This window comes from Micromonospora sp. NPDC003944 (assembly GCF_053605225.1).
Map to the genome: position 1 here is coordinate 1 of NZ_JBSGIV010000060.1, position 19,985 is coordinate 19,985.

Consider the following 19,985-nt stretch of genomic DNA (forward strand, 5'->3'; position numbering starts at 1 on the left):
GTCCAGGGCGCCACCCAGCGCCTCGCCGAGCGTGCTGCCGCCCCAGACCAGCAGCAGCCCGACCGCGAGGTAGAACGCCGCGATGGTGGCGAGGTAGCCCAGGATCCGCCGGACGTTGATCGGCCCGGGGGAGAGCAGCAGCCAGACGGGGATGAAGAGGGTGCCGATGCTGGTGCTGTCGATCAACGCCAGCCCGGCCAGCGACAGCAGCAACTCGGGGGTCATGTCGTACCAGTGCGGAAAACGGCCACGAGATCAATCTTCTGGCAGCGGTTGCCCTGCCGCGTCGGCCGTGGACAGGAGCAACGGGTACATCCTTTGACGGAGGACGTCGGCGGGGCTATCGGGCCCCGTCGGCTGACGCGGTGTCACATCAGACATCCAGGAGGACGGCGCCCGCGGGACGTGTAGAGGCGGGCGACACGGTCAGGTGAGCAGGACGATCCTTCCGGGTGCGTGACGCGCTTCGCTCAACTCGTGTGCGGCTGCGGCCTCGGTGAGCGGGAACGTGGCCGCGACGGGAATGCGCAGCCGACCGGACGCGGCAAGGCGCACCGCGATATCGAGGCCGTGCACTGCAAGCACGTCTGCGCCCGACCCCACTGCCTTGCCAGTCCGATCCGCAGGTGCGCCATGCGACAGGTGGACGCCGTGGGCGGCGGCCGTGAAGTCGGCGATTGTCACCACGCGTGCCGCATCTCCGGCGATGGCAATGAGGTCGAGCAGCGCTCCTCCGGCGCAGTCGACCACCGCGTCGATCCCGTTCGGTGCCAGCCTGCGGATTCGGTCGGGCAACCCGGGGCCGTACGTCGTCGGCACCGTGCCGAGCGACCGCAGGAAGTCGAAGTTGCGCTCACTCGCCGTGCCGATGACGACGGCGCCACGAGCCGCTGCCACTTGAACGGCGACGCTGCCGACCGCGCCAGCCGCGCCGTTCACCAGCACAGTGTGCCCCGCTTCGACCTTGAGCCGATCAAGAACGCGGGTTGCCGTCTCGACGCTACCGGCGGCGCCGCCGGCCTCCTCCCAACTCCACACCGCGGGCTTACCGGCCCACGCGCTCAGCACCACGTGGTCGGCGTTGGCGCCACGCGTGGCCGGCGAGGCCATGCCGAACACGTGATCGCCAACGGTGACTCCGGTAACGCTGTCACCAACCTCGTCGACCACGCCAGCCGCCTCGAAGCCGGTCCGGTACGGGAACGTCACGGGCACCTTGTCGGCCAGCCTTCCGGAGCGGATCAGCACCTCCCCGGTCGAGAGCCCAGACGCCCGGACGGCGATGCGGACCTCACCCGGCCCGGCGTGCGGGGCCACGACCTCGGCGACGTGAACAACGCTGGGCGGCCCGAACTCGGTGAATACGACAGCTCTCATGTGCCGGACCGTAACGGATCACCCCGTCCGGTTAGCTAAAGTGAGACCGGTGCCTGCCGAAGTGAGACAACCTCAGCGGTCGGACGCGCGCGACAACCGGGAACGCATCCTGGCCGTCGCTCGCCTGGCGTTCGCGACCAACGGCCTTGACGTGCCGATCCGAGAGATCGCACGACGGGCACAGGTGGGCGCCGCCACGATCTACCGGCACTTCCCCACCAAGGACGCGCTGCTCGCCGAGGCGTTCGCCGAACAGATGACCATGTGCTCGGCGATAGCGGAGGAGGGCCTCGCCCAACCCGATCCCTGGCTGGGCTTCCGCCTGGTGGTGGAGAAGCTCATCGAGGCCCACGCCCACGATCGAGGCTTCGCCCGCGCCTTCATCAGTCAGCTTCCCCAGGAAGCCGGCTTCACCGCCGATCGCACCCGGACACTGCGCATGCTTGCCGAACTCGTCGACCGCGCACGAGCGGCAGGAGAACTTCGGGACGACTTCGTGCTGGAGGACCTGATCCTGGCCCTGATGGCCAACGAAGGCATACGAGCCGAATCGACAGCCAGCCGCCTGGCAGCCGCCCGTCGTTTCGCGGCATTCATGATCCAGTCGTTCCAGACAAGCCCGACGCGGGGACCACTGCCACCAGCAGTCCGCCTACCGCTGTCGACACCCTGACCAGCAGGGGCGGCAACGGTGTCGGCGTCAGGCCAGGTCGAGGATGCTCCAGTTGGTCGGTAGCACCTTCGCCGCCGCTCCGGGTTGCACCGTCGCGTAGTGCGCCTCGTGGGTGAGGGCGACACGGGCGGCATGGCCGAACGAGATGTCGCCGTCCACAGCGCGGGCCAGCCTGCCGGTGTCCTGCACATCCTCGATATCGAGCGGCAGCAGACGGATCATCGGGGAAGTGATCATCAGGGCCAGTAGCGCGGCGTCGATCTCGTCGGCCACGCTCGCGTAGGCAGCCGCCAGGCAGGTCGCCGGAATGGCCACCTGCCGCCCCTCGTCGGCGACCTCAAGCATCAACTCCCCCACCGAGACGTTGCCCGCGAGGTAGGCAGTCAACGCCGATGCGTCGAACACGGCAGCGATCTGATCGCTCATCCGGCGCGACCCAACATCCGGCGTCCCTCAGCCAGGGCGTCTGCCGGGATGGGGGTCGCCAGGCGCTCCCGCCACCGGGCCCTGCCCTCCTCGGTCACCTCGATGCCGGCTCGCCGCAGCACCTCGGTACTACCGAACGGTGATTGCGTCCTTCAGCGGCGGCCACGTCGGCTCCTCCTGCGCGGACGGATGACGCCGGGCATCCCGACCGACGGCCAGCCGTCCAGCTCCGCCGGGGGTACGCCGCGCCGGAGCAGGTCATCCAGGAGCAGGGCGAGTGAGTAGTCGGGGTGCAGGTCGAGCGTGCGTTCGAGCGCGACCGCCGCCAATGCACCCTGCCCGGCGCGCCACGCGGCGAACGCCAGCAGCGCACCCGGAGCGGCGGCCACCTCCGGCTCTGCCCGGCGCAGCACGTCGGTCCAGAGGGCGATGTCGTGGTCCCGACCGTCGGTGCGTTCCCAGGCGTGATCGCGGACCGGCAGGTGGGTCATCAGCAGGCTCAGCCACGCCACCTCGTCGTCGTCGAGCCGTTCACCACGCCGCTGCCGGCGCTGGGCCTCACGGACCGCCGCCACCCCGGCGGAGCGCAGCGCCCGAGCGCCGAGCAGGTCGCTCTCGGGTGCCTGCTCGACCAACTCGGCACATCTCAGCTCGGCGCGGGCGGCGGCCGCACAGGCCGCCTCCCGGGCCGGGCCGTCGACCGGGGCCACCTGCGCCACCAGGGCGGCCCGGTCGGGGAGCGCGACCTGGCCGGCGAAGACCGCCGAGGCGGTCACCCGGTTGGCGGTCGGGTCGTAGCGGCGCCCCTCGGGAGGGCAGCAGTCGGGCTCGGTGCAGAGATAGGACCACCAGCGGCCGTCGGTCACCCGCAGCGCGTCGAGAACGTGCAGGCCGGTGTCGTCAAGCGCGTCGCGCACCGCGTCCACGGCCGGAGTGACCCGCTCCGGTTGCCCGTAACCCACCACGGTGGCCGCCTCCGCGCCCTGCCGGCGGATCACCCCGGCCAGGTGCCCGGCCAACCCGCCCGGGTCGGCCGGGTCGGGCAGGTCCGCACGGGCGGCGAAGATGATCTGCCGGCCGACAAGTGCCACGGCGACCACGCTGTCGGTGGGGTGGAACCCGAGCAGGTACGGCACGGCGGCGATCAGGTCGGCGGGTGAGCGGACGGCGAGCTGCGGGCGTTCGGTCGAGGTCATGTCGGAAGCCTGCGGCGGGGGTGCAGGCCTGGGCCACCCCTGTGGACGACACGCGGCTTATCCACAGTTACTGAGCGTGTTTTACCTGCTCACGTCCGATCTACGAGGGCTGAAAAGCGGGCGGGCGACACCTGGCTGTCGTAAGGAGCGGTTACCGTGCGCTGATGGACCTGGCGTACCTGCGCGCGCATCCGGCACACCTCCCGACCTTCCGGACCCATCAGCGGCTCCGGGAGACCCCGGTGGCCGGTGGCAACATCTGCGCAGCCGCCCGGCTCACCCTCGACGACGGGCACTCGGTCTTCGCCAAGTCGTGGCCGGAGGGCGCCGACCGACGGGCGCCCGAGGGGTTCTTCGCCGCCGAGGCCGCCGGCCTGCGCTGGCTGCGGGAGGCGGGCGCGGTCGGCGTACCCGAGGTGATCGTGGTGCTGCCGGAGCTGCTGGCGCTCGACTGGGTGGAGCCCGGCGAACCGACGCCGGAAGCCGCGGAGCGCTTCGGCCGGGAGCTGGCCGGGCTGCACCTGGCGGGTGCACCCGCGTTCGGCGCGACCTGGCCCGGTTTCATCGGCTCGCTCCCACAGGACAACACCCCCACCGACGGGCGCTGGTCGACGTGGTTCGCCGAGCGGCGTCTCACCCCCTACCTACGACTGTCGGTCGACTCTGGCGGGCTGACCAGCGCCGATGCCGCCCTCGTCGAGCAGGTGATCGGTCGCCTCGACGGGCTCGGCGGCGACGAGCCGCCCGCGCGCATCCACGGCGACCTGTGGCCGGGCAACGTGCTGTGGGGGGCCGACGACCGGGCCTGGCTGGTCGACCCGGCAGCGCACGGCGGGCACCGGGAGACGGATCTCGCCCAGCTCGCCCTCTTCGGCGGCATCCCCCACCTGGATCGGGTGCTTGCCGCCTACCAGGAGAGTTGGCCGCTACCCGACGGTTGGCGTGCCCGGGTGCCGCTGCATCAGCTGCACCTCCTCCTCGTGCACACCGCACTCTTCGGTGCCGGCTTCCGAGATGTGGTCGTCCAGACCGCCCGTGCCGTCCTCGGCCGCGCCGAGCGCGCTACGGTCGACAGGTGAGCGTCGCCCCGGGGACCGACGGCGTCCTCGTCGACCGGTACGGCCGCGTCGCCCGGGACCTGCGCGTGTCCCTCACCGACAAGTGCAACCTGCGCTGCACCTACTGCATGCCGGCCGAAGGGCTGCCCTGGCTGGCCGGCCCCGAGTTGCTGACCGACGAGGAGATCGTCCGGCTGGTCCGGGTGGCGGTCGAGCTGCTCGGCGTGACCGAGGTGCGGTTCACCGGCGGTGAGCCGCTGATCCGACCCGGGCTCGTCGACATCGTGACGGCGGTCGCCGCCCTCGAACCCCGCCCCCGGGTCTCGCTGACCACCAACGGCATCGGCCTGGACCGGCTGGCCCCGGCACTGCGGACGGCCGGTCTGGCCCGGGTGAACGTCTCACTGGACACCCTGGACCCGGACCGGTTCACCACGCTCACCCGCCGCCCCCGCCTGGACGCGGTGCTGGCCGGGCTCGCCGGGGCGGCGGCAGCCGGCCTCAGCCCCGTGAAGATCAATTCAGTGCTGATGCGCGGTGTCAACGAGGACGAGGCGCCGGCGCTGCTCCGTTTCGCCCTCGACCACGGCTACCAGCTCCGGATCATCGAGCAGATGCCGTTGGACGCCCAGCACGGTTGGTCCCGCGACACGATGGTCACCGCCGAGGAGATCCTGGCGTCCCTGCGTACCGTGTTCGATCTCAGCCCCGACCCCGACGAGCGCGGTGCCGCACCGGCCGAGACCTGGCTCGTCGACGGGGGCCCGGCCCGGGTCGGTGTGATCGCCAGCGTCACCCGCCCCTTCTGCGGGGACTGCGACCGCACCCGGTTGACCGCCGACGGTCAGATTCGCGCCTGCCTCTTCGCCACCGAGGAATCGGATCTGCGCGCCGCGCTCCGCACCGGGGCTGACGACGACGAGTTGGCCCGGCGCTGGCGTACCGCGATGTGGGGCAAGCGCGCCGGGCACGGCATCGACGACCCCACCTTCCTCCAGCCGACCCGGCCGATGTCCGCGATCGGAGGCTGAGCATGCAGGGGGCACCGCTCACCGTCCGCTACTTCGCGGGTGCCCGCGCCGCCGCTGGCCGGGCCGAGGAGGCCCTTCCCGGCGGGCGGTCACTCGACGACCTCACGGCCGAGCTGACCCAGCGCCACGGCGACCGGCTCGCCGGGGTGCTGCGGGTGGCGAGTTTCCTCGTGAACGGCGTCACCTGTCATGATCGTCAGGCACCCCTGCCAGCCGGGGCCACGATCGATGTCCTGCCCCCGTTCGCGGGCGGCTGAGGGAGGCGCGCTCATGATTGCGGTTCTGGGGTTCGTGGCTGTCCTGGCGCTGGTCACCGGTCTCATCCACCTCTACCTGTGGAAGCGGCTCGTCCGGGACACCACCACGCCGGGCCGTTGGCGACGGGCCGGCGGGATCGCCGCCCTGGTGCTGGCCCTGCTCGTGCCGGTCACGATGGCCGGGACGCAGGCCGGGCTCTACTGGCTCGCCTGGCCGGGCTACCTGTGGCTCGCGCTGATGTTCTACCTGCTGGTCGTGCTGGTCGTGCTCGAAGTCCCGATGCTTGTCGCCAGGCTGGTGCTGCGCCGCCGGGTGGTCGCCGCGGAGCCCACCACCGCCGCGCCCGAGCCGGTGCTCGTCGGTGCCGCCGGGCCGACCGAGCCGCCGGCCGCCGGCGCCATCGCGGCACCGGACCACGACCCGTCCCGTCGGCTGCTGCTCGCCCGTGGGGCGGCCATCTTCGCCGGCCTCACCGCCACCGGCATCACGGGGTACGGCATCCGCACGGCGCTCAGCCCGCCACAGCTCGACCGGGTGCGGATCCCGCTCGCCAAACTCCCCCGCAGCATGGACGGTCTGCGCATCGCCACCGTCTCCGACATCCACCTCGGTCCGCTGCGCGGCCGGGCACACACCGAGCGGATCGTCGCCGCGATCAACCGGCTCGACGCGGACATCGTCGCGGTCGTCGGTGACCTGGTCGACGGTTCCGTCGCCGAGTTGGGCTCGGCCGCCGAGCCGCTGCGTGACCTGCGCTCCCGCTACGGCAGCTTCTTCGTCACCGGCAACCACGAGTACTACTCCGGCGTGGAGGAGTGGGTGCAGGAGGTCGACCGGCTCGGCCTGCGGGTCCTGCAGAATCAACGGCAGGAGATCCAGGCCCGAGGCGGTGTGCTCGACCTGGCCGGTGTGAACGACCTCACCGCTGCCGGCACCGGCCTCGCCGCCGGCCCGGACTTCGCCGCCGCCCTCGGTGACCGCGACCCGAGTCGACCGGTCGTCCTGCTCGCCCACCAGCCGCTGGCGGCCAAGGAGGCGGCCCGGTACGGCGTCGACCTGCAACTGTCCGGGCACACCCACGGCGGGCAGATGGTGCCGTTCAACCTGGCCGTCGGGCTGGAGCAGCCGGTGGTCAGTGGGCTCGGCGAGGTCGACGGCACCAAGGTGTACGTGACGAACGGCGCCGGTTTCTGGGGCCCGCCGGTCCGGGTCGGCGCGGAGCCGCAGATCAGTCTGGTCGAGCTGCGCTCGGCATAGCGGAGGTCACGTCCGCGCGTGGCGGCGGGTGGCCGGCGCGGCGGGCGTGACAGGATGCGGCGTGCCCCCGTTCAGCGCCGTACCCCCCGGTGGCCTACCGCCATTCGTCGCGGACCTGCACATCCACTCGAAGTACTCGCGCGCGTGCAGCCGTGACCTCACCCTGCCGAACCTCGCGTGGTGGGCCCGACGTAAGGGCATCGGCCTGCTCGGCACCGGCGACTTCACCCATCCCGCCTGGTACGACCACCTGCGGGAGACGCTACGCCCGGCCGAGCCGGGGCTCTACCGGCTCGCCCCGGAGGCGGAACGGGACATCGCCCGTCGGCTGCCACCCCGGCTCGCCGGTACGTCGGACGCGGACCCGGTCCGTTTCATGCTGAGCGTGGAGATCTCCACCATCTACAAGCGGGACGACCGGACCCGCAAGGTGCACCACCTGATCTACCTGCCCGATCTGGACGCGGTGGCCCGGTTCAACACCGCGCTCGGCCGGATCGGCAACCTCGGCTCCGACGGCCGGCCGATCCTCGGACTGGACTCCCGCGACCTGCTGGAGATCACCCTGGAGGCCAGCCCGGACGGCTATCTGGTGCCGGCGCACATCTGGACGCCCTGGTTCTCGGCGCTTGGCTCGAAGTCCGGCTTCGACGCGATCGCGGACTGCTACGCCGACCTGGCCGAGCACATCTTCGCCGTGGAGACCGGTCTCTCCTCCGACCCGGCCATGAACTGGCGGGTCGGCAGCCTGGACGGCTACCAACTGGTGTCCAACTCGGACGCGCACTCGCCGCCGGCGCTCGGCCGGGAGGCGACGGTGCTGACCGCCGAACGGGACTACTTCGCCGTTCGGGAGGCGCTGCGTACCGGTGACGGCCTGGCGGGCACCGTCGAGTTCTTCCCAGAGGAGGGCAAGTACCACGCGGACGGGCACCGACTGTGTGGGGTCAACTGGTCTCCGGAGCGCACCCGGGCCGCCGGCGGGCGCTGCCCCGAGTGCGGAAAACCCCTGACCGTGGGTGTTCTCAGCCGGATCGAGGAGTTGGCCGACCGCCCGGACGGGCACCGGCCCGCACACGCCCGGGACGTCACCCACCTGGTGCCACTGGCCGAGATCCTGGGCGAGATCAACAAGGTGGGTGCCCGGTCGAAGAAGGTCGAGGGGCGGTTCAACGAGCTGCTGAGCGCGCTCGGCCCCGAGCTGGAGATCCTGACCACGACACCACTGGCCGAGATCGCGCAGGCCGGTGGCGAACTGCTCGCGGAGGGCATCGGCCGGCTGCGGCGCGGCGACGTCCGCCGGGTGCCCGGTTACGACGGCGAGTACGGAGTGATCACGCTCTTCGACCCGAGCGAGCTGGGCACACAGGAGACGCTTTTCGACGTACCCGTGCCGGCGCAGCGACAGCCCACGGAGCCGGCTCCCCGAGTCGCGGCCAAGCGCCCGGCGGCGAAGGCGGAGCCGAAGCGGAAGCCGATCCCGGCACCCGCGCCACCGATCGCGCCGCCGCCGTCTCCGCACGAGCCGTTCGAGCCGATGCTCGCCGGCATGGAGGAGGTCGGCACCGGCCTGCTGGACCGACTGGACGCCATGCAGCGGGTGGCCGCCTCGGCACCCGGGGGTCCGCTGCTCATCGTGGCCGGTCCGGGCACCGGCAAGACCAGGACGCTCACCCACCGGATCGCTTACCTCTGCGCGGAGCTGAACGTCTTCCCTGAGCACTGCCTCGCGATCACGTTCACCCGCCGGGCCGCCGAGGAGCTGCGGCACCGCCTCGACGGCCTGCTCGGCCCGGTCGCCGAGGACGTCACGGTGGGCACCTTCCACGCGTTGGGGTTGACCATCCTGCGGGAGAACGCCGACGCGGCGGGCCTCCCGACCGGCTTCCGGATCGCCGACGACGCCGAACGGGCGGCAGCCCGCACCGAGGCCGGCGACGACGGTGCCGCCTACACGTCGCTGCTGCGTAAGCAGGATCTGGTCGACCTGGACGAGCTGGTCAGCCTGCCGGTCGAGCTGCTGCGGGCCGACCGGAGGTTGGTCGAGCGGTACCGGGACCGCTGGCGGTGGATCTTCGTCGACGAGTACCAGGACGTCGACGAGGTGCAGTACGAGCTGCTGCGGCTGCTCAGCCCCGCCAACGGCAACCTCTGCGCGATCGGCGACCCGGACCAGGCGATCTACTCGTTCCGGGGTGCCGACGTCGGCTACTTCCTGCGCTTCTCCGAGGACTTCACCGACGCCCGACTGGTCCGGCTCAACCGCAACTACCGCTCGTCGGCTCCGATCCTGGCCGCCGCCGTGCAGGCCATCGCGCCGACCTCGCTGGTCCGGGGACGACGACTGGACCCGGCACGGCTCGACCCGGAGGCTCCGCTGGTCGGGCGCTACCCGGCCGCGTCGGTGGCCGAGGAGGCCGACTTCGTGGTGCGTACCGTCGACGATCTGGTCGGCGGCCTGTCGCACCGCTCGTTGGACTCGGGCCGCATCGACGGCCGATCGACCACGCTGTCGTTCGCCGACATCGCCGTGCTGTACCGCACCGACGCGCAGGCCGCCCCGATCGTCGATGCCCTGACCAGGGCGAACATCCCTGTCCAGAAGCGATCCCACGACCGGCTGCGGGATCGACCCGGGGTGGCGGCCATCGCCCGCGAGCTACGGCACGCCGACGGTCTGGACGGCTCGCTTGCCGCCCGGGTGCGGCTGGCCGGTCAGGTGGTCGCGGAGCGGTTCGCCGTGCCCACCCTGGACGGCGCGGGCAGCGCGGTCCGTCCCGAGGACGTCCGCTCGGCCGTGGACCTGCTGACCCCGCTGGCCAGGCGCTGCGGCGACGACCTGGAGACCTTCCTCTCGCAACTGGCCACCGGCGCGGAGGTGGACGCGCTCGACCCGCGCGCCGAAGCGGTCACACTGCTCACCCTGCACGCCGCGAAGGGCCTGGAGTTCCCGGTGGTCTTCCTGGTCGGCGTCGAGGACGGGCTGCTGCCGCTGCGCTGGCCGGGCTCCACCCCCGACGAGGACGCCGTCGCCGAGGAGCGCCGGCTCTTCTTCGTCGGCCTGACCCGAGCCCAGGACCGGCTGTACGTCAGTCACGCCGCCCGCCGCACCCGCCACGGCACCGAGCGCGACTGCGCCCCCTCACCGTTCCTCGGCACCATCGACCCCGGCCTCTTCGAACGCTTCGGCGAAGCCGAACCCCGCCGCCCCAAAGACCGCCAACTCCGCCTGATCTGATCCCCTTGCCCCCTGGGGCGAGGGCGAGGGTCAGGTTAGGAGGACTGCCAGCCAGGCGCCTCCTAGCAGGGCTGGGCCGAGCGGCAGCAGGGTGTGTCGACGGACCCGCCGCGCGGCGAGGAGACCGAGCACCAGAGCGCCGTGCAGTACGTGCGGCAGGAGCAGCCCGGCGAGCAGGGCATCCCGGCCCAGCCAGCCGAGTGGCAGGCCGAGGACGGCCGCGAGTTTCACGTCCCCGAAGCCCAGTCGTGAGCCGGGCAGCAGGGCCAGCAGCACGTGTGCCGCGCCCGCGACCGTCGCACCTCCCAGCGCGCCGGCCAGCCGACCGGGAGCACCGGACAGCAGCGCCGCGGCGGCCAGCCCGCCGAGGGCCAGCAACCCGGCGACGAGCACCAGTGGGTCGGGCAACCGCAGGCAGACCAGATCGACCCGGGCCAGCACCAGACCGACCGCCGCGACCGCGAGGAAGACCGGCAGCGCCGGGTCGTTCCCCATCGCGGCGGCAAGACCGACGAAGACGCCGGCCGCCACCACCGGGCCGACCCAGGGCCGTCGGAGCGTCAGCGGCTCCGGAAGCGCCCGGGGCCGGGCGTCCGCCGTGGCGAAGCGCCGGGACACCAGGGGTACGACGAGGCCGACAAGCGCGCCGAGCAGCGCGATCGACACCAGCGCGGCGGCCGACATGGGCCGGACGTTACCGGCGGTCGCGCCCCAGCGTGGCCCCCGACCGTGATCCCGAGCCCGCCCGACGTGGCCGTTCGGTGGTCACTACCAGAGCGACCCCGGCGACGATGACGGCACCGCCGAGCAGCACCTGCGGGGTGATCGGCTCGGCCACCAGCAGCGCGCCGAGTACCACCGCGACCGCCGGGTTCACGTAGGCGTACGTCGACACCAGCGAGATCGGCGCGTTCTGCAGGAGCCACACGTACGCGGTGAAGGCCACGAGTGAACCAGCCACCACGAGGTAGCCCAGCGCCCACCAGGACCTGGCACTGACCGCCGCCGGGTGGAAGTCGGACAGTTCACCCCGACCGGTGGCGACGACGGCCAGCACCAGCGCGCCGGCCACCATCTCGTACACCGTGGCCACGAAGGGGTCGGCGGGCATCCGGATCCGTCCGGACAGGAACGACCCGACCGACCAGGAGGTGGCCGCCACCACCACGGTCAACGCCCCGAGCAGCGGCACCGCAGCCGAACTCCCGCTCGGCAGCACCAGCAGGACGAGACCGGCGAAGCCCACCGTGACCCCGGCGAACGTCCAGACCGGCGGCCGGTCCCCGGTGGCCGAGCGCAACAACACCACCAGCAGCGGCACCGTGGCCACCAGCAGGGCTGCGATCCCGGACGGCACCGCCACGCCCGACGGCCCCGATTCGGCGATCACCACCAGGCCGTTGCCGGCGGCGAGCAGGAGCACCCCGACCAACGCGGCCGAGCCGAGTTGCCGTCGGTCCACCCGTAGCGCGCCCGGACCTCTGCGTAGTCGCAGCACCACCGCCAGCACCAGACCGGCCACGGCGAACCGGAGCGCGGCCGACAGCAGCGGAGGCAGCGTCTCCACGGCGATCCGGATGGCCAGATAGGTCGACCCCCAGAGCAGGTAGACCACGATCAACGCGGTCCAGATCAGGGTCGGAGTGGTGCCGACGCGACGGCCGGTGAGGGCCGTGGCGCTTGGTGAAGGTGAGCTCATCAGGGAGACCACGCTACGGTGACCTCGGAGTCCGCGTCGCGCTTTGGTGGCCGGCCTCTCACCACTCGTGCAGGAGGGCGGCATGACGAACTACGGACAGCCGGGGGGCGGTCACCCCGGGCCGTGGCGTGAGCAGAGACCCGACGACACGCCCGGTCGCCAAGTGCAACAGCCCTACCCTCCGACGGTCCCGTCGTACCCGCCCGCGCCGCAGGGACGGCCCGGGCCGTACGACGGTCCGTCGGGGCCGTACGGAGGTCCAAACCCGCCCTATGCTGGCGCGCCCTACGGCGGTGGGACGGACACGCCCTACGGCCACGAGCCCCGCACGCCCTATGGGGGCTCGTACCAGCCGCCCCCGTACGGCGGGCAGCCGTACCGGCCCGACGACCCGTACGGCGAGGATCCGGCACCGCCTCGGCGCGGTCGGGGTCCGCTGGTCGCGGTACTGGCCGTCGTGCTGTTGGGGGTGGCCGTCGCCGGAGCGTTCTGGCTCCGTCGTGGGCAGAGCGACCCGACGCCGGCAGCCGCGCCGAGCAGTTCGGCCGGTGCCGGTGAGCCCAGCGCGGACGCGGTCGAGCCCGCGCCGAGCGCCGCTGCCCCGGAGTCGTCGGCCGATCCCCGGTTCGCGAAGGTCGGCCAGTGTGTCCGCAACGACGGGGCCGCCGGCGGCAAACCGAAGCTGCTGATCAGCGGCTGTACCGCCAAGTCGTACGAGGTGCTGAGCCGGATCGACGGCCCGACCAGCGGCGAGCGGGACGCCGAGGCCAAGTGCGGCAAGGTCGAGGGCTACACCAACTGGTATTTCTTCGACAGTGAGCTGGACACTCTCGACTTCGTCCTCTGCCTCAAGCAACGCTGAGACCACCCACCCCCGGGGATGACATGACGACCTACGGACCTACGGGTTCCGATCAGCCGGACGACCCGTACCAACGCCCCACCACCGGGTCTGACAACTCACCACCTGTCGATCCGACCCTGCCCCAGTGGAGCACCCCGCCGCCCGGGGAGGACCCGACCCGGCAGCAGTGGGGCCCGCCGCCCCCCAACCTGGAGCCGCCCACCGTCCCGCAGTCGCTCACCAACCCGGAGCCGCCGACCGCCCCGATGTGGGCACCGCCGTCCGCCAACCCGGAGCCGCCCACCTCCGGCCCCGGCTACGCACCACCCGGGCCGTTCCCGCCGGCCGGTCCGACTCCGCCCATGGCGGGGCCGGGTTACCCGGCGGCCGGGCCGGTTCCGGGTCAGCCACCCCCGCCGTGGGGTCAGCAGCCTCCCGGCGGGTACGCAATGCCGCCCGCCGTGCCGGCGAAGAAGACCGGACGCAACGTCGCTCTGATCATCACGGCGGTGGTGCTGCTCGTGCTCTGTCCGTGCCTCGGCCTGGCCGGCTGGGCGGTCTGGAAGATCGCTGACGCGGGCAGCGACGCCGCGCGTACCCCGGCGACGAGTGCTCCGGTCGTCCCACCCGCTCTGCCCAGCGACGCCCCGACGTCGGCCGCACCGAGCCCGGACGAGGAGTTCGCGCGGGGTGACTGCGTGGTGAACGACGGCAGTGAGGACGACGCGGAGCTCCGCAAGGTGCCGTGCGGCCCGAACACCTATCAGGTGCTGCTGCGGATTCCGGCGACCACGGACGGCGATCGGTGCGAGACGCTCGCGCCGCAGGCGACCGCGAACTACGTGCACGACAACTCGGTCGACCTGTTCGACTACGTGCTCTGCCTGAAGGAGCGGTAGCCCGAACCGGGTCCGATTACCAAAACTAGGGCTGTCTAGCGTGGACGCTAGACAGCCCTAGTTTGTTGTCGACGGTTCCGACACGCCGGTAGCCCCATCTATCCATGTCTAGCCCCGCCGCTAGATGGCCCGATAATCTGCGATGCGTGGATCCGGTCCGCAACCCGTACGCGCCGGGCGCCGGTCAGCGTCCGCCCGAACTCGCCGGGCGGGGGCGGGAGCTGGACGTCTTCGACATCGTGCTCGAACGCATCGCCAGGGGCCGACCCGAGCGCAGCCTGATGCTCACCGGGCTCCGTGGCGTCGGCAAGACGGTGCTGCTCAACACCCTCCGGTCACAGGCGATCAACCGACTCTGGGGCAGCGGCAAGATCGAGGCTCGACCGGACCAGTCGTTGCGCCGCCCGGTCGCCGCCGCGCTGCACATGGCGGTCCGGGAGCTGGCCCCCCGGCACCGCGCACCGGACCGGATCGACGCCTTCCTCGGCGTCCTCAAGGCGTTCGCCCAGCGGTCCAATCCGACCGGTCGGGCCGGTGCCGCCACGAAGCTGCGCGACAGGTGGCAGCCCGGCATCGACGTGCCGGCCGCCAGCGGTCGGGCCGACTCCGGCGACATCGAGATCGACCTGGTCGAGTTGTTCAGTGACGCCGCCGCCGTAGCCAGCGACGTCGGCACCGGCATCGCCATCTTCATCGACGAGATGCAGGATCTCGGCCCGGAGGACGTGTCAGCGCTCTGCGCCGCCTGTCACGAGCTGTCCCAGCTCGGCGCGCCGCTCATCGTCGTCGGCGCCGGCCTTCCGCACCTGCCGGCCGTGCTCAGCGCCGCCAAGTCGTACTCCGAACGGCTGTTCCGCTACCAACGCATCGACCGGCTCGACCGGATCGCCGCCGACCGGGCGCTCTGCGCGCCCGCCGAGCGCGAGGAGGTCGAGTACGAACAAAAGGCACTCGACCTGCTCTACGAGAAGTCCGGCGGCTACCCCTACTTCGTCCAGGCGTACGGCAAGGCGACCTGGGATCACGCGCCGCGCTCGCCGATCACCGCCGCCGACGTGCGGGTGGCCGCGCCCGAGGCGGAGGCCGAGTTGGCGGTCGGGTTCTTCGGCTCCCGGTTCGAACGGGCCACTCCCGCCGAACGCGAGTACATGCGGGCGATGGCGATGATGTCGGCGGTCGAGGGCGAGGCCGGCGTGGTGGTGCGCGACGACATGGACGCCGCGGTGCCCACCGCGGAGATCGCCCGAGCCCTCGGCCGCAAGCCGGCCAGTCTGTCCCCAGCCCGCGACGCGCTGATCAAGAAGGGGTTGATCTACTCCGGCGAGCGGGGCACCGTCGCCTTCACGGTCCCGCACTTCGGTCGGTACCTGCGGACGCAGCCGGCCTGACCGTCGACGACCGCGCCGCTGGTCAGACCTTCGACCAGGGCGCCGGGAAGAGCACCTCACCGCGGGGCGGGGGGCCCTCCTCGCTGGTGGAGGGTGGCAGCACCAACGCCTGCCAGGGCTCACCGAGGCCGGCCCACGGGCCGGTCAGGCCCAGCTCACTCGCCGGGCCGAAGCCGAACCGGCGGTAGAAGGCCGGGGCGCCGAGGACGACGACGAGCCGTTCGCCCAGCTCGGTGGAGGCGTCCAGGGCGGCCTGCACCACGGCCGTGCCGTGGCCGACACGCTGCCGGTGCGGCGCGACCGCCACCGGGCCGAGTGCCAGGACGGGCACGTCCACGCCTCGCTCGGGCCGCAGCCGCACCCGGGTGAGCAACGCGTAGCCGACGACCTCACCGCCATACTCGGCGACCATGGCCAACTCCGGTAACCAGGCGGTGGTGTCGCGCAACTCCTCGACCAGACTGACCTCCGGCGGCGTCGCCACGTCCGGGCGGGCGAACGCGGCGCCAAGCACGCGGCGGACCGGGCCGGCGTCAGCCGGATCCTCGGGGCGTAGCCGCAGCGTGGTCACCCGCGCGACGTTACCCGCCAGCGCCCGTCCATCCGTGACGGTCGCTTGATTCGGCGTGGCGCACGTGTACGAACACCAATCCGATCCTGCGGTTGCCGGGGTAGCAAACGCCGCGACGGGGTATGACTGATCCATGACGCCCGTACGCTCCCTCGCCCGCGCCATGTTGAGCGGCATCTTCGTGGTCAGCGGGTATCGCAACCTCCGCAATCCCGGTCGGCTCACGGCAGCCGCCCAACCGGTGACCGACAAGGTCGCACCGATGCTGAAGAAGGCGCACCCGAACTTCCCCACGGACACCGAGACGCTGATCCGGCTCAACGCGGCGGTGCAGGTCGGCGCGGGTCTGATGATGGCAACCGGGCGGCTCAGCCGGCCCGCCGCGCTGGTGCTGGCCGGCACCCTGGTCCCGGTGACCATCGCCGGGCATCCCTTCTGGAACAACGACGACCCGATCGCCAAGAACAACAACCAGATCCACGCCCTGAAGAACCTCGGGCTCCTCGGCGGTCTGCTGCTCGCCGCGGCGGACACCGCCGGCAAGCCCGGTCTGCGGTGGCGCACCGGTCATCGCATCGGCCACTCTCGACGTTCCATGCAGCGCGCCGTCCGAACCGCCCGACGCGAGGCCCGGATCGCCGTCCGCTCCGCGTCCACCGCACGTCGGCTCCCCGGCTGACCTGCGTCGATCCGTCTGCATCTCACCCCCACCCCCCGCTAAGGCCACGAATTACCTGAACCACCCGGTAGGCGTTAACGCGGTGGAAATGTCAAAAACATGTGTGGGATCGGACACGGTCGCATAACGCGGGAGGCACTGACGTGAGGCGCCGTTCTAGGCTCCGTGCAGGACCTGGACGGGTAGGACGACCTTGGTACGGGGGTGGCCACGCCATGCCGACGGCTGTCGGTAGACGGGCGGACCGCCTCGCCCCAATCCAACGCGTGTCACGCGGCATCGACCGCATGACGCGCGGGATCGATCGTAGGAACGTCGTACGGGGGGCCATCGTGGCCGCCGTCGCCTATGCCGCATGGCTCGCCATCGGCACTTTCGGGCGGCCGTACAACTTCTTCGACATGAAGATCTACCACGGCGCCGTGGTGTGGTGGGCGAGCGGTCACGAGCTCTACGAGTTCATCGCGCCCGAAACCACACTCGGGTTCACCTACCCGCCCTTCGCCGGGTTGGTCATGCTGCCGATGGCGCAGCTGCCGATCGGCGCCGCCGGCCTGGTCAACGCGGCCGCCAGCATCGCCGCGTTGGCGCTGGTGCTGGCCGGGCTGCTCCGACCCATCGTGGACCGGCTGGGGTGGCCACTGTGGTTCACGGTGGCCGTGGCGGTGCCGCTCGCGGTCGCCATCGAGCCGGGTCGGGAGACGCTCGGCTACGGCCAGGTCAACATCCTGCTGTTCGCCCTGATCATGGCGGACCTCATCGGCCTTCGCTGGCGCTCCCGCCGGGGCACCCACTACGCCGCCACCGACGGCCCGCTGCTGCGCTTCATCTACGGCGGGGCCTGGGCCGGGGCCGGCATCGGCCTCGCCACCGCGGTCAAGCTCACCCCGGCGCTGTTCATCGCGTACCTGCTGATCACCCGTCAGTGGCGGGTGGCGGCCACCGCCATCGGCACCACGATCGGCGTGACGGTGGGCACCTTCGCGATCGTCGGTGACGAGTCGCGGACCTACTTCGGCAGCGTGCTGTGGCAGACCGAACGGGTCGGCGCGGCGGACATGACCCCCAACCAGTCGCTCGCCGGCCTGTTGGCCCGGCTGTACGACTCGATCGAGACCCCTGGGCTGCTGTGGCTCGCCTTCTCGGTGCTGGTCCTGGCGCTGGGCCTGTCCCGGGCGGCCAGTTCCCGCGCCGACGGTGACGAGCTGACCGCCTTCACGCTCGTCGGTCTGACCGCGAACGTGATCAGCCCGATCTCCTGGACGCACCATCTGGTCTGGGTGATCCCGGCGATCATCGTGTTGGCCGACGCCGCCGTGCGCCGCCGCGAGGCGAGCCGGGGGATGCCGCAGCGCACCGGCCAGGGGCCGGCCTTCGGTGGGCTACCCGGCGTCAACGGGCTCCGCCCGCCGATCTGGTACCCGACGCTCACCGGGCTCCGCCACGGCGTCGCCGCGATCGGGCTCTACCTGCTCTTCCTGATCTCTCCGATCTGGCCCTACGAGCATCAACTGCCGGAGATGTCGCACTACCAGGATGGTCTCTTCGGAGCACTCATGGAGAACTCGCTGGCGGTCGCGCTGATCTTGCTGGTGGCCGCGCTGCCCTGGCGGCCAGGTGCGGAGCCGGCGTTCTACGGCGACCGGCTCGCCAGGGCCGTGGTGGTCAACGGCCACCGCTGAGCGGTCAGGGGCAGTTGACCCACTCGTCGGTGCCGTCGGTGAAGACCTGCCGCTTCCAGATCGGCAGTCGCGCCTTGACCTCGTCGACAAGCCGGGCGCAGGCCGCGAAGGCCGCCGCCCGGTGTGCGGTGCTGACCGCGGCGACAAGCGCCACGTCGCCGATCGCCAGCGGACCGACCCGGTGCGAGACCGCCACCGCGTAGACGTCGGGCTCCGCGGCGATCTCGGCGGCCACCTCGCGCAGCACCTGCGCGGCGCTCGGGTGCCCCTCGTACTCCAGGCTGGCGACCTGACGACCGTGGTCGTGGTCGCGGACCACGCCCTGGAAGGACACCACGGCGCCGGCCCGGCGGTCGGCGACCGCCGCCTCGTGCGTGGCGAGGTCGAGCGGCTGGTCGGTGACCTCGCCGAAGGTGATCGTTGGTGCCGTCACGACGCACGCTCGCCGGGAAACAACGGCAGGGGCACCAGCGGCACCCGGTCGCCCGGCTCGCCGCTGGTGCCGGGTCGGATGACCGCGAACCCGTCCGCGCCGGCCAGACCCCGCAGCATCGCCGAGCCGACGTGGCGGACCGGGGACGCCACGCCGGCGGCCCGGTCCAGTCGGACCAACGCCAGGTGGGTGTGGTCGCCGCGACCCGGCACCGCCTCGGCCAACGTGACCTTCGGCAGCACCGGCATCGGACGGCCCTGAAGGCCCGCGAGCAGCGGGGCCACCAGCGACACCAGCGCGACGATCGCGGACTGCGGGTTGCCCGGCAGGCCAGCCACGAACCGGGGCCGCCCGTCGGGGCCGGTCAGCCGGGCCAGCAGCATCGGGAAGCCGGGGCGGACCGCCACCGTGTTGACCACGTAGTCGGCGCCGAGCGCCTCCAGGGTCGGGTGCAGGTGGTCGACCGGGCCGTTCATCGTGCCGCCGGTGGTGCAGATGAGGTCGGCGTTGGCAAGCGCCGAGCGCAGGGCCGCCACGTGCGCGGGCAGCGTGTCGGCCACCGGGCCGACCACGTCCGATGGACGGACCTGGCAGCCGTACCGTCGCAGCCACGCCGGCACCGCGGGGCCCAACGCGTCACGGACGCGACCGGCCGCGGGCGGACCGGCCGTCAGCAGCTCGTCGCCGAAGACCAGCAGCGCGGCACGCGGCGCCCGCCGAACCCGCAGCGTGTCGTGCCCGCAGGCGGCGGCCAGACCGATCACCGCCGGGTCGACAGGCGTGCCGGCCGGCACCAACTCCTCATCGGCGTACGCCTCCTCGCCGGGTTTCCGCCACTCGGGCGTTTCCCGTGGGACGCCGCGAACCAGGCCGTCGGCGGTCGTCGACTCTTCCACGCGCAGCACGGCCGTCGCGCCCTCGGGCACCATCGCACCGGTCGCGATCTCGACGGTGGTGTCGTCCTCGGTGAGCGGCGCGGGGGTGCTGCCGGCCAGGACCCGGCCGACGACGCGCCACGGACCACGGCCGCGCACCGCCCAGCCATCCACGCTGGAGGTCGGGAACGCGGGCAGGTCGGTGCGGGTGGTCAACGGCTCGGCCAGGGTCGACCCGTCGGTGTCGACAAGTGGTCGGGCGGCGGCGGGCAGCGCGGCGGCGAGACCGACCGCGTAGACCCGCGACCGTGCCTCCTCCCACCCCGCTGGCGGCGGTGCGGCGACCCGATCCGCGGTGGGTGCGGTTTCCGTGCTCACCGACCGAGCCTATCGGCACGGAC

18 protein-coding genes and 2 pseudogenes are annotated in these 19,985 nt (G+C 72.2%); 11 read left to right on the forward strand and 9 right to left on the reverse strand.

The features are described from left to right. Positions 1–225 (reverse strand): annotated as a pseudogene (locus ACWER9_RS25130) (GAP family protein); the annotation flags it as partial. Positions 226–426: 201 nt separating this feature from the next. Beyond that, positions 427–1,377, reverse strand: coding sequence for an NADP-dependent oxidoreductase (locus ACWER9_RS25135; protein WP_452304135.1), 951 nt, complete (start codon positions 1,375–1,377; stop codon positions 427–429). A 49-nt stretch (positions 1,378–1,426) separates the two neighbouring features. Here ACWER9_RS25135 and ACWER9_RS25140 point away from each other — a divergent pair, with 49 nt between their 5' ends. Continuing rightward, positions 1,427–2,050, forward strand: a complete 624-nt coding sequence (locus tag ACWER9_RS25140) for a TetR/AcrR family transcriptional regulator (protein ID WP_452304136.1) — start codon at positions 1,427–1,429, stop codon at positions 2,048–2,050. Positions 2,051–2,077: 27 nt separating this feature from the next. On the opposite strand, the gene ACWER9_RS25145 is transcribed toward ACWER9_RS25140, so the two are convergent. Continuing rightward, positions 2,078–2,476 (reverse strand): hypothetical protein, encoded by a 399-nt coding sequence (locus ACWER9_RS25145; RefSeq protein ID WP_452304137.1) that lies wholly within the window; start codon positions 2,474–2,476, stop codon positions 2,078–2,080. A gap of 152 nt (positions 2,477–2,628) precedes the next feature. Further along, positions 2,629–3,672: a DUF4192 domain-containing protein gene (locus tag ACWER9_RS25150; RefSeq protein WP_452304138.1), complete on the reverse strand. Its 1,044-nt coding sequence runs from the start codon at positions 3,670–3,672 to the stop codon at positions 2,629–2,631. A 164-nt stretch (positions 3,673–3,836) separates the two neighbouring features. Between ACWER9_RS25150 and ACWER9_RS25155 the strand changes: the two genes are divergently transcribed. From ACWER9_RS25155 to ACWER9_RS25175, 5 genes are all read left to right on the forward strand, one after another. Further along, positions 3,837–4,751 carry a fructosamine kinase family protein gene (locus ACWER9_RS25155; RefSeq protein ID WP_452304139.1) on the forward strand — a complete coding sequence of 305 codons (915 nt, stop codon included), beginning with the start codon at positions 3,837–3,839 and terminating at the stop codon, positions 4,749–4,751. After that, positions 4,748–5,761, forward strand: a complete 1,014-nt coding sequence (gene moaA, locus ACWER9_RS25160; RefSeq protein ID WP_452304140.1) for a GTP 3',8-cyclase MoaA — start codon at positions 4,748–4,750, stop codon at positions 5,759–5,761. Before ACWER9_RS25155 ends, moaA begins: the two co-directional genes overlap by 4 nt. Before the next feature lie 2 nt (positions 5,762–5,763). After that, complete coding sequence (locus tag ACWER9_RS25165) at positions 5,764–6,018, forward strand: MoaD/ThiS family protein (protein WP_452304141.1); 255 nt, start codon at positions 5,764–5,766, stop codon at positions 6,016–6,018. A gap of 13 nt (positions 6,019–6,031) precedes the next feature. Then, the gene (locus ACWER9_RS25170; RefSeq protein WP_452304142.1) at positions 6,032–7,276 is read left to right on the forward strand and encodes a metallophosphoesterase; all 1,245 of its coding nucleotides are present in this window, start codon (positions 6,032–6,034) and stop codon (positions 7,274–7,276) included. A 61-nt stretch (positions 7,277–7,337) separates the two neighbouring features. After that, positions 7,338–10,514, forward strand: a complete 3,177-nt coding sequence (locus ACWER9_RS25175) for a UvrD-helicase domain-containing protein (RefSeq protein WP_452304143.1) — start codon at positions 7,338–7,340, stop codon at positions 10,512–10,514. Between the two features lie 30 nt (positions 10,515–10,544). On the opposite strand, the gene ACWER9_RS25180 is transcribed toward ACWER9_RS25175, so the two are convergent. Further along, on the reverse strand, positions 10,545–11,198 hold the full coding sequence (locus ACWER9_RS25180) for a prepilin peptidase (RefSeq protein WP_452304144.1): 654 nt from the start codon (positions 11,196–11,198) through the stop codon (positions 10,545–10,547). Between the two features lie 10 nt (positions 11,199–11,208). Then, positions 11,209–12,213, reverse strand: coding sequence for an EamA family transporter (locus ACWER9_RS25185; RefSeq protein WP_452304145.1), 1,005 nt, complete (start codon positions 12,211–12,213; stop codon positions 11,209–11,211). 376 nt (positions 12,214–12,589) lie between these two features. On the opposite strand from ACWER9_RS25185, the pseudogene ACWER9_RS25190 reads away from it, so the two are divergent. The 3 genes and pseudogenes from ACWER9_RS25190 to ACWER9_RS25200 form a co-directional block, all read left to right on the forward strand. Further along, positions 12,590–13,075 (forward strand): annotated as a pseudogene (locus ACWER9_RS25190) (LppU/SCO3897 family protein); the annotation flags it as partial. Positions 13,076–13,506: 431 nt separating this feature from the next. Beyond that, positions 13,507–13,956 carry an LppU/SCO3897 family protein gene (locus tag ACWER9_RS25195; protein WP_452304166.1) on the forward strand — a complete coding sequence of 150 codons (450 nt, stop codon included), beginning with the start codon at positions 13,507–13,509 and terminating at the stop codon, positions 13,954–13,956. Positions 13,957–14,102: 146 nt separating this feature from the next. Continuing rightward, complete coding sequence (locus ACWER9_RS25200; protein WP_452304146.1) at positions 14,103–15,344, forward strand: AAA family ATPase; 1,242 nt, start codon at positions 14,103–14,105, stop codon at positions 15,342–15,344. A 22-nt stretch (positions 15,345–15,366) separates the two neighbouring features. Here ACWER9_RS25200 and ACWER9_RS25205 read toward each other — a convergent pair whose 3' ends face one another. Next, a complete protein-coding gene (locus ACWER9_RS25205; protein ID WP_452304147.1) occupies positions 15,367–15,915 on the reverse strand; it encodes a GNAT family N-acetyltransferase in 549 nt (182 codons plus the stop codon). A 133-nt stretch (positions 15,916–16,048) separates the two neighbouring features. Between ACWER9_RS25205 and ACWER9_RS25210 the strand changes: the two genes are divergently transcribed. Both ACWER9_RS25210 and ACWER9_RS25215 read left to right on the forward strand, forming a co-directional pair. Further along, positions 16,049–16,594 carry a DoxX family protein gene (locus ACWER9_RS25210; protein WP_452304148.1) on the forward strand — a complete coding sequence of 182 codons (546 nt, stop codon included), beginning with the start codon at positions 16,049–16,051 and terminating at the stop codon, positions 16,592–16,594. A 215-nt stretch (positions 16,595–16,809) separates the two neighbouring features. Beyond that, the gene (locus ACWER9_RS25215; RefSeq protein ID WP_452304149.1) at positions 16,810–18,276 is read left to right on the forward strand and encodes a glycosyltransferase 87 family protein; all 1,467 of its coding nucleotides are present in this window, start codon (positions 16,810–16,812) and stop codon (positions 18,274–18,276) included. A gap of 4 nt (positions 18,277–18,280) precedes the next feature. On the opposite strand, the gene ACWER9_RS25220 is transcribed toward ACWER9_RS25215, so the two are convergent. Together ACWER9_RS25220 and ACWER9_RS25225 are read right to left on the reverse strand one after the other, a co-directional pair. Next, positions 18,281–18,709, reverse strand: coding sequence for a molybdenum cofactor biosynthesis protein MoaE (locus ACWER9_RS25220; RefSeq protein WP_452304150.1), 429 nt, complete (start codon positions 18,707–18,709; stop codon positions 18,281–18,283). After that, positions 18,706–19,962, reverse strand: a complete 1,257-nt coding sequence (locus tag ACWER9_RS25225; RefSeq protein ID WP_452304151.1) for a molybdopterin molybdotransferase MoeA — start codon at positions 19,960–19,962, stop codon at positions 18,706–18,708. The genes ACWER9_RS25220 and ACWER9_RS25225 overlap by 4 nt, the downstream gene beginning before the upstream one ends. Positions 19,963–19,985: the final 23 nt, after the last annotated feature.